This window comes from Pseudopedobacter sp. (assembly GCF_040392825.1).
Taxonomy (GTDB): Bacteria; Bacteroidota; Bacteroidia; order Sphingobacteriales; family Sphingobacteriaceae; genus Pseudopedobacter.
Genome location: NZ_JBEBVH010000151.1, coordinates 1 through 9,675 on the forward strand (window position 1 = coordinate 1; position 9,675 = coordinate 9,675).

Annotated in this window: 10 protein-coding genes; 1 reads left to right on the top strand and 9 read right to left on the bottom strand. The window is 35.5% G+C overall.

The window, feature by feature from the left end; genetic code table 11:
* Positions 1-106: 106 nt before the first annotated feature.
* The 3 genes from ABWO41_RS11465 to rsmI form a co-directional block, all read right to left on the bottom strand.
* Positions 107-841, bottom strand: coding sequence for an SDR family oxidoreductase (locus ABWO41_RS11465; protein WP_353137819.1), 735 nt, complete (start codon positions 839-841; stop codon positions 107-109).
* Between the two features lie 64 nt (positions 842-905).
* Entirely contained in the window at positions 906-1,472 is a 567-nt protein-coding gene (locus tag ABWO41_RS11470; protein ID WP_353137821.1) for a Crp/Fnr family transcriptional regulator, read from the bottom strand.
* A gap of 60 nt (positions 1,473-1,532) precedes the next feature.
* A complete protein-coding gene (gene rsmI, locus ABWO41_RS11475) occupies positions 1,533-2,291 on the bottom strand; it encodes a 16S rRNA (cytidine(1402)-2'-O)-methyltransferase (RefSeq protein ID WP_353137823.1) in 759 nt (252 codons plus the stop codon).
* A 176-nt stretch (positions 2,292-2,467) separates the two neighbouring features.
* Between rsmI and serS the strand changes: the two genes are divergently transcribed.
* Positions 2,468-3,739, top strand: a complete 1,272-nt coding sequence (gene serS / locus ABWO41_RS11480; protein ID WP_353137825.1) for a serine--tRNA ligase — start codon at positions 2,468-2,470, stop codon at positions 3,737-3,739.
* 119 nt (positions 3,740-3,858) lie between these two features.
* Here the strand turns inward: serS and ABWO41_RS11485 are convergent, their stop codons facing one another.
* The 6 genes from ABWO41_RS11485 to ABWO41_RS11510 form a co-directional block, all read right to left on the bottom strand.
* Positions 3,859-4,527 carry an FAD-binding oxidoreductase gene (locus ABWO41_RS11485; protein WP_353137827.1) on the bottom strand — a complete coding sequence of 223 codons (669 nt, stop codon included), beginning with the start codon at positions 4,525-4,527 and terminating at the stop codon, positions 3,859-3,861.
* 5 nt (positions 4,528-4,532) lie between these two features.
* The gene (gene folE / locus ABWO41_RS11490) at positions 4,533-5,057 is read right to left on the bottom strand and encodes a GTP cyclohydrolase I FolE (RefSeq protein ID WP_353137829.1); all 525 of its coding nucleotides are present in this window, start codon (positions 5,055-5,057) and stop codon (positions 4,533-4,535) included.
* A gap of 129 nt (positions 5,058-5,186) precedes the next feature.
* Positions 5,187-5,834 (bottom strand): sigma-70 family RNA polymerase sigma factor, encoded by a 648-nt coding sequence (locus tag ABWO41_RS11495; protein WP_353137831.1) that lies wholly within the window; start codon positions 5,832-5,834, stop codon positions 5,187-5,189.
* A gap of 4 nt (positions 5,835-5,838) precedes the next feature.
* Positions 5,839-6,222, bottom strand: a complete 384-nt coding sequence (locus ABWO41_RS11500) for a hypothetical protein (protein WP_353137833.1) — start codon at positions 6,220-6,222, stop codon at positions 5,839-5,841.
* A 442-nt stretch (positions 6,223-6,664) separates the two neighbouring features.
* Complete coding sequence (locus ABWO41_RS11505; protein ID WP_353137835.1) at positions 6,665-7,276, bottom strand: response regulator transcription factor; 612 nt, start codon at positions 7,274-7,276, stop codon at positions 6,665-6,667.
* Between the two features lie 2 nt (positions 7,277-7,278).
* Positions 7,279-9,228 carry a histidine kinase dimerization/phosphoacceptor domain -containing protein gene (locus ABWO41_RS11510; protein ID WP_353137837.1) on the bottom strand — a complete coding sequence of 650 codons (1,950 nt, stop codon included), beginning with the start codon at positions 9,226-9,228 and terminating at the stop codon, positions 7,279-7,281.
* Positions 9,229-9,675: the final 447 nt, after the last annotated feature.

A 9,675-nucleotide genomic window follows, 5' to 3' on the forward strand; every position in this document is an offset into this window, starting at 1 on the left:
ATTACCTGCTGATTACTTTGGTATGCATAGCGTCTTATGATTTAATATTAAATACAGCGCTTAGTGTTCTTATCAGTCTATTTCCAGCTCATTTGTTATTACATTATTATAAAGTTGTTCTTTTCATTATTTTATCTGCGATTTTAGGGCTAATTCTATTTAATATTCTTAATAGTTTCACTTTATGTATGTTTATCTCATATTTATTGTTCCGAAAAGCTTTTATAAATTCGTCGACTAATTTTTTCGTTGATATTTTATTCTTTCCTCTTCCTTTCGTCATTTCAGTATCTACTAAGGGAGGGATTACCTCAAACACTTTCACATCTTCTAATTGGTATCGAAGCGATTTCGTATAAATATGGATAGCGGCTTTAGTGCCACAATATACAGAAGATATTGCTTTAGGAACGATGCCCAGGGCAGAGGAGATATTAACTATGGCTGCATTGCAATTTACTCTCAAAATCGGCAATAAATAAAAAGAGAGTTTTATAGGTGCTATAAGGTTAATATTAATTTCGTTTTCAATTTTTTCAGCCGAATAAGTCGCCTCATCAAAACGGCAATTGTATTGAATTGCTGCATTGTTAATAAGGATATTAAGATCGCTATGATTCTGTTTTATAAATGAGACGAGGTGATTGATCTCCGTTTCTGAAGAAAGGTCGCATTGGAAAGTGATAATACGGTTATCAGATTTGGCAAGAGTATCTAACATTTCCATATTCCTGCCAACTGCAATTACCTGATTGTCCAATTTGCATAACTTTTCTGTTAATGCTTTACCAATTCCGGATGTGGCACCGGTTATCAATATTTTGTTATTGTTTAGTTTCATTTTTAAGATTTTGTCACCAAATTCTCGAAAATGAAACTGAAATGCATTTACATATGTAAAGAAATTAATTTTTTGCTCTAATTCGACTTAGTTGCGTAGGTGTTATACCCAGGTACGATGCTATGTGGTATTGGCTGATCAGATTTTCTAAATTTGGATGTTCTATCTTGAAAATTTCGTACCGTCTTGTGGCATTAAGCGTAACAAGTTCAATTTCTCTTTTTTCCTTAATTGCGAACTTATATTCCGCCAGTATTCTGGCCAGACTCTCGAACTTGGGATAGTCTTTATAAAGTAAAGTTAGTTTTTTAAAGTCGGCGACTAATAAAGTGCAATCAGTAAGGCATTGAATATTGATGAGATTTTTCCGTTTTGTCGTCAAAGAAGAATAAGCACCAACAAAGTTAGGCGGTGTGAAAAAAGTTTTGTTATATTCCTTTCCGCAATCATCCCGAAAAAAAGCCCGCATTACACCTTCTGTAATAAAACCCAGATTTGTGGAAAACTCACCTTCTTTTGCAAAATAATCATCTTTAAGAAATACGATCTCCGAAAAAAGCGAAAAAAATGTGCTTAGTTCACCTTCATTAAAATGGATTATATTCTCTAAATAAGTTTTTAGTTTATCCATGATGCATTTCAGTCGTTTATTTATTGTATTCCAATGGAACCACTAAAAAGAACCTTCACGCTATATTCCCGCTACACAAATTACAAACTCTCCCTTTACTGTTCCCTCAACAAAATGGTGCTTAATTTCGTTCAAAGTACCTCTGACTGTTTCTTCATACATCTTGGTTAGTTCTCTGGATACAGAAGCTTGTCTGTCCTCACCAAAATACTCAATGAATTCATCTAAAGATTTCAGCAAACGATGCGGGGATTCATAAATAATCATGGTCCTTTTTTCCAAAGCCAGTTCTTTTAATCTGGTTTGCCTACCCTTTTTTACCGGAAGAAATCCCTCAAATACAAAACGATCATTTGGTAATCCGGAATTAACCAATGCCGGAACAAAGGCTGTTGCTCCCGGAAGGCATTCAATGTCAATTTCATTTTTTATAGCCTCGCGGCTCAAAAGATAACCAGGGTCAGATATGGCAGGTGTTCCTGCATCAGAAATAAGAGCAATGTTTTTACCCTCATTTAAAAACCTGATAATCTCATTTACAGCCTTATGTTCGTTATGCTGATGATGTGAAAAGAGTTTTTTATCTATTCCAAAATGCTTAAGCATAGGTGCAGAATTACGGGTGTCCTCTGCCAGTATAATATCACATTCTTTCAATACCTTAACAGCTCTGAAAGTCATATCATCTAAATTGCCGATAGGTGTAGGTACCAGGTATAGTTTTCCAGGCCTCACCCCCGACCCCTCTCCGAAACCCGCCTGCCGGACGGGCAGGGAGAGGGGAGTTGATCTGTGCTTTTCCGTTCCGTTTGTCTCCATTATTTATGTTTTGTACTTTGAATGTTTTTTGGCGAGCTGCATTTTGTCTTTCTTGATAAATCTGAATCAAATGGCTCTATGTTCATTGTGCTTTCTTTGTGTCTTTTACGGTTAAAATCGTAAATCTAAAATCGTAAATTAAAAATCGAATCCTATCTTTGTCAAAAAAATAAAATATGCTGCAAGTTAATTATATCCGCGAGAATAGAGCGCATGTGCTTGAACGTTTAAGTGTAAGAAATTTTGGTCAGCCAGAGTTGGTTGATGAAATTATTGCTATAGATGAGAAAAGACGCTCCACACAATCGCAGGGAGATGCCTTGCAGGCAGACGCCAATGCAGCAGCCAAAAAAATTGGCGAATTAATGAAGGCTGGTCAGAGAGAAGAAGCAGAAGCCATCAAGGCAAAGACTACTGCGGCTAAGGACGATATTAAAAAACTGAACGACGAGTTGGCTGTTTTAGAGCAGGAGCTTTATGATAGAATTGTGCAATTACCTAATCTTCCGCATGCATCTGTTCCTAAAGGTGTTTCCGCAGAAGATAACGAAATTGTCCTGACTTATGGAAAAGCGCCTGAATTACCGGAAAGTGCACAGGCACATTGGGATCTGGCAGCGAAATACGATTTAATAGATTTTGAACTGGGGACTAAAATCACCGGAGCAGGTTTTCCGGTGTATAAAGGTAAAGGCGCTAAATTACAAAGAGCTTTAATTAATTTCTTTTTGGCCGAGGCAGAAAAAGCTGGCTACGAAGAAATGATGTTGCCACATTTAGTAAACGAGGCTTCAGGTTTTGGAACCGGTCAGTTACCGGATAAAGAAGGACAAATGTATTTTGTAGGATTAGATAATTTATATCTGATCCCAACAGCCGAAGTGCCTATCACGAATCTCTACAGAGATGTTATCTTAAAAGAGGATCAGCTTCCGGTTAAAAACTGTGGTTATACACCATGTTTCAGAAGAGAAGCAGGTTCTTATGGGGCACATGTAAGAGGCTTAAACCGTTTGCATCAATTCGATAAGGTAGAGATTGTACAGGTAGTACACCCGGATAAATCTTATGAAGTATTGGAACAAATGAGTCTGCATGTACAAGGTTTGTTGCAAAAACTAGGTTTATACTACAGGGTATTGAGACTTTGTGGAGGCGATATGGGCTTTACTTCTGCCTTAACTTATGATATGGAAGTGTGGAGTGCCGCACAACAACGTTGGTTAGAGGTTTCCTCTGTTTCTAATTTCGAAACTTATCAATCTAATCGCTTGAAATTACGTTTCAAAGGTAGTGAAGGCAAACCACAACTGGCACATACATTAAACGGAAGTGCATTGGCATTACCTAGAATTGTCGCTTCTATTCTGGAGAATTACCAAACAGAAGATGGGATTAAAATACCTGAGGTATTGATTCCTTATACTGGTTTTGATATGATCAGGTAGCTGGTGCTACAAAAAATTAAAGTCTGAAAGCTAATCTTAATTCGTCAAAATCAAGGTTAAGTTGAAATGAATATAAAAGATACGAAGCTGTTTTCAATATTTTGAAAACAGCTTCGTACTTAAAAACCTTCTTTAACAATAAAAGCATCTTCAATACCTAGTGAAGATAAATGCTGTTCTATTGCCTGCATCATCGGGTCGGGACCACAGAGATAAAAATATAAGGTGTGGTCGTCTATGTGTTTTTTTATCAGTTCAGCAGAGATATAGCCGTATTCGTAGTTCGGCAACTGCTCGTTAGAAAGTACGTTAACAAATCTGCTGCCTAACAATTTGCTAAAACTGTCTTCAAGAATAATATCTGCTTTAGTTTTATTAGCAAAGATCAATTTGCTGTGTGCAATGCCATCCCGCTTATCAAGCTGCTTAAAAATGGCAATGAAAGGAGTAATACCCGCACCGCCGGCGATAAAAATGCCATCACCTTTGTATGTGATATCCCCGAAAACATCTCCAATAATTAACTCATCACCTTTTCCGAGTTCGAGTAATTGCGCTGTAACGCCATGATGATTAGGGTAGGTTTTAATAGTAAATTCTATGTGGTCGTCTTCGGGTAAGGAAGTAAAAGTAAAGGGTCTCAACTCCTGTTCCCAACCTTGTTTATTAATAGATACATCTACTGCTTGCCCCGGAAGGTAATGAAGATCAGTTGGTTTTTCGGCAGTTATCCGAAGAACATCATGTGTGAGATGTTCTATGTTTATTATTTTAACAACCTGTGCCATAATTATTATTTTTTGCTATAAATGTGCGATAAGAATTCCTGTTTGGTAGCTACATCTTCAAATTTACCCGAGTAGATCGCAGTAGTGGTTATGCTATTGGTGTCTTTAATACCTCTTGATGCAACACATAGGTGATCTGCTTCAATAACAACCGCAATGTCATTATGTTGGAAAATTTCTTTTAACGCGTCAGATATCTGTATTGTTAATCGCTCCTGAACTTGAGGGCGGCTGGCATAATACTGTACCAAACGATTAATTTTAGACAATCCAATAACTTGCTGGTGGGGAATATAAGCCACGTGTACCTTGCCAATAATAGGGACAAAATGATGTTCACAATTGGAGTATAGCGAAATGTCTTTCTCGATAAGCATGTTCTTATAACCATACCTATTTTCAAAAAGACTAATCTCCGGTTTATTTTTCGGATTTAGACCGCTAAATAGCTCTTTAACAAACATCTTTGCAACTCTTTTTGGAGTTCCAATTAGGCTGTCGTCGCGTAAATCCAAGCCAAGCGTACGCATAATTTCTTCAAAATGATATCAATTTTACTTATTTTTTCGCTTTCGCTTAATTCAAAATGATGTGCAGCAGGAGCTGTATCAGTTAAGGCTTCATTTAAGCCACTATCTATTATTTCCTTGATATGAGAATCAGAGTTCATTTATTTTATGCATTACGTTTTCTACTATTGCATCGCAATAGATTAAATTAAATTCAAACAGCTCTCGACCAGAATATATTTTCTCTATCTCGCTTCTCAACATTGCTTTCGATCTGTTAAGCCGTACCTTCACATTAGCTTCGCTAATACTTAATAAGTTTGCAGTCTCAGTTACGTTAAGCCCATTGATTTGACGTAGTGAAAATACAATCCGGTAATCAAAAGGAATTTTACTCAGAGAATCTTCAATAACATGTCTTAATTCCCTGTTTCCAATCACTTTATCTGTATCGTTATTTGAGTTGCTAAACATTGGTTTCGAATTGTCGTTTATATCTTGAGTCATTTCATTTTTAAAACTGGACTTTTCTCTTTTTCTGTAACAATGATTCATCATGATACGGATAATCCATGTTTTAAAATCGGAACGGCCCTCAAATTGCAAGAGGCTTTTATAGGCATCAATAAAGGTATCCTGCATTAAGTCCTGCGTGTCTTCATGATTGTAATTATATGACCTCCCCACTTTATACAGATACGGATTAAACCTTCTTACAATAATTTCATAAAGAGATTTCTCTCCCTCTAAAATTCTTGTAATAATTTCTGCTTCGGTAAATTTTTCGAATGGGGTCATAATCTTAATCAATGATTTTAGAAATTCTTGCCATAGCAAAAGCCGAAACAGCCATTACCAGATCACGAATTGCAACATCTAAATAGTGAAGTCCTGCCAGTAATGTTAATGCGATCGCTGTAAGCCATGCAGCAACAATGTAACCACCAATTTCGGTTTTTTTTAATACAATAATGCCTGCAATAATTTCAATAATACCTACAATCATCATAAAGGTAGAAGGAGAGAAAGGTAGTAAAGCAGCAATCGAAGGATTAAGATACTGTTCCCAATTAGTAAGAAGGTTTGTAAACTTGTCTGCTCCTGCAACTATAGGAACAATTACAAATACAGCTTTTAACAGATTGAGCGCCGAGCGCAATAACTGTTGTTCATTTTTACTTTCCATTTTGTTTTGCATTAGTTTATACCTTCTTAGGGTAACTGAGGAAAGAAAAGGTTACAAGAGAACTGGATTTATTTGAATTTGGTCAGAACTTAGTATCTGATATCAGATTGAGGATAATCATATAAATAACGAATTATATACCACATTGATTTGGGACTTCTTCGAAACCACGGAAAGGTGTGCCGAATCATATCCGAATTAGGGGCGTACCGTGAGTGAACCGGGACCGAAGCAGATGCGGTACATCAATGGACTTTCACGGAGTTTTACGGACTTTAGCGGACTTTTATAGACTTAATAATGTTTTGGTTGAAGGATGCCCTTGAGAAAGGGTTAAAGAATAACTAATATAGTTATTAATAACGTATTAAAAACTAGAGATAAGGCCAATTGGTATTTATTTATTTATTTATTTATTTATTTATTTTGTCTTAATACTGTATTACCCCGTCTCTAATAGTTTATGATTTTTTAAAGTCCAGGTCAATAAAGCATTTGTCTCTTCTCCCAGATTCAACTTTCTGCAAATACTATGTCTATGGTTTTTAATAGTAGATGGACTCAAATTTAGGATATCAGCAATTTCCTTGGTAGTTTTTTGTTTAGCAATTAATCTAAGGATATTCAGTTCACTTTGACTTACCTGCTTTTGAAGCTCAGCAATATCATTTCTCGCGTCGCTATGTGCAGATATTTTTTTAATGACCGGTAGAATTCCAGCATATAATCTGCTTTCGTCTAAAGGTTTGATGATGTAATTCGCCGGCTCAAGTTCAAAAGCTCTGTTAATTGTATTAATAGTTTGGTAAGAGGTAATAAAAACCAATTCAAACGAATGGGACACTTTTAGAGATTTAATCAGTTCAATACCATCCAGTTTATCGTTGAGCTCAATATCGCATAGTACTAATTGGGGAGAAAAATCAGGAAGTGACTGCTCGACCTCGTCAATCGAAAGAGCAATTTCGACTTCACAGGGAGAAATCGATTTAAGCTGCTGCTCTATAAATCGGGCAATGACAATTTCGTCTTCAATAATTAAAATGCGTATCATGTTCAGTGTTTAGGGAAAGTGAAAAAATAATGGAATCCGGAATTTGTATTTATTTGTAATTGTCCTTTTAATTGTCTTGCCAGGTCACGGATAAGCGATATCCCCATTGATGCGCGGGTATCTAATTTTTCCGCACCCTTACCATTGTCCTTATAATTTAAATGTATTTCTTCTTTCGACAATAAGATTTCAATTTTAATAGACGGTGCAATGTGTTCTCGCTCAAATGCATGCTTAAATGTATTGGTGAAAAGCTCGGTCAATATCAAGCCAAAAGGTAAAGAATGTTTGGTACTCAGTAAAAAATTGCCAGGAATATCCAGATCAATTTTAACCTTTTGTTGAGGGTCGTAAATGTACTGTATATGCTGTTTGATTTCCTTCGTGAGGGAAGACACTTGTACAGATTGTTCCTTCGTTTCCGTATTCAGATGTTCATTTACCAACATCATGGCTTTAATACGACTACGCATTTCATTAAGTACTTGTTTACCCTTCTCATTCTGTATTTGTGGCAATTGAAAAGTACTTAGGCTATAAAGCATCTGCAGGTTATTTTTTACCCTATGATTCAGTTCATCCATCAGGGTTTGAATATGGTTATGCTGACTGATCAATTCCTCCTGCTGCAGTGTTAACTTGCTGTTCATAGCCTGCAGTTCAATAGTACGCTCTTCGACCTTATGTTCTATAAGCGTATTATGTTCGCTATGTAGCTTATTTAGCAATTTTAGTGTAGCAATTTTTTCCTGTTCATGTTGTCGCAGCTTTCTGCCTATTCCTGCTAAAAATAATATCGTTATCAATATAATGGTAGTTTTCGTAATAATAGGCGCGTATATAAAACCCTGTTCATTTAATATAAAAGTAACTCCCACCAAAGCCACGGCACCTATTGCAAAAACAATGATTCCATACAAGAGAAATCGCTGGCTGCTATCTAATTTATTCCATAGGATAAAAAATGTATAACCTATGCAAAATAGATGAACCAGAGATATGTAAAGATTGATTTGATTAGTAAGGTAATAATTAGAAGTTAGTATATTATTTGTAAGGCATAATACGGTGAAGAAAGGAATCCCCTTTATGAAGTACATAATCAGACGATAAAGTACGGCATCATTTTTTTTGATCTCCAGAAAATCTACCATGAGCATATAAAAGCTAACAATGCCGAAATGCAGGTATACCAGAACCAATAGCCAGCCCGTTTCGGGATAAGATGGAAATAGCAGATCGATATATTGCGGTTGTAAAGAAAAGCCATAAAGCCCGATTAGCAATAAGAATGAAGCTACCCATATAAAAGGCCGGTAACGATTAACTAACCATGAAATGCAGGCGTATAAAAATAATATAGCCAATGCACCTTGTAGCCAGGCGTTCGTAAGCTCTAAGTTTTTATTTAGCTGAAGATGTGTATAGGCATCCTGTAACTGAAAATTGAAGATGGGCGGAAACTTCTTGGTATGTTTTACTTTTAAAAGCAATTGATAATTGCTTGACTTGCTAAAAGACAGACTAAAAGCAAGTCGCTGATCTTTAATAGAAATTTCCGATCGCTTTCTAAATACACCACCTTTTCTGTGTGCAACCAGAGTATCGTCTTTAAAAAGATAAAGATCAACAAAGGTTAAATAATTAAAACTCAAACAAAAATCTGTATGCGAAAGATCGTTGGATGTTTGTATAACGGTTTTTAACCATACCGTATGATCAGGGGCAGTAAGCTTAAGCTGTTCTAAATGATCAAAATTTGATTGTTGTTTATGCAAAATATCTGTAGCAGAATACTTGTCCAGCGAATCTTCTACAGCATAAAAAAACGGTTTAAGCGAAATCTCAGTTCCTATATCTTTTTCGGATATAAGAATGCCTTTTCCTAAACAAAAAGACGGAAGCGATAATAAAATATATAAACAAAGGTGGAGAGCGGAAGTTAATTTCATTTAGAGGAATGTGGCATAATCTGGAATATTCGCGTAATTATACAAATAGTAATAAACTAAACATTTTACTTTTTTAAACTTTCTACTTCTAATTTCTTCCTTATACGTTCAATTTTATAAATAGTTTCTTACTGAATAACAAAATCATCGATATATCATTGCATTTCTTAATTTTTTTAGGTTGTAAAAGAATTTGTAGTAAAAACAGACCCTTGGGTCTATAGGATTAGACCTTTTCATTATTCTACCTTTGAAAATATTTAACCGATATAATTTGGTGTTAAACTATAATATGGTGAAAAATCTCATTTAACAGCTTGTGAGAAAATATTAAATGGTATTTAGATGATGTTAATGTTTTAAAAAATTTCCTGTAAGTTTTTTTGTGGTGCTGAAATGATGTTTCTTGTAATTTTTTTATCGTTCAAAAAATAAAGTTATTGATAT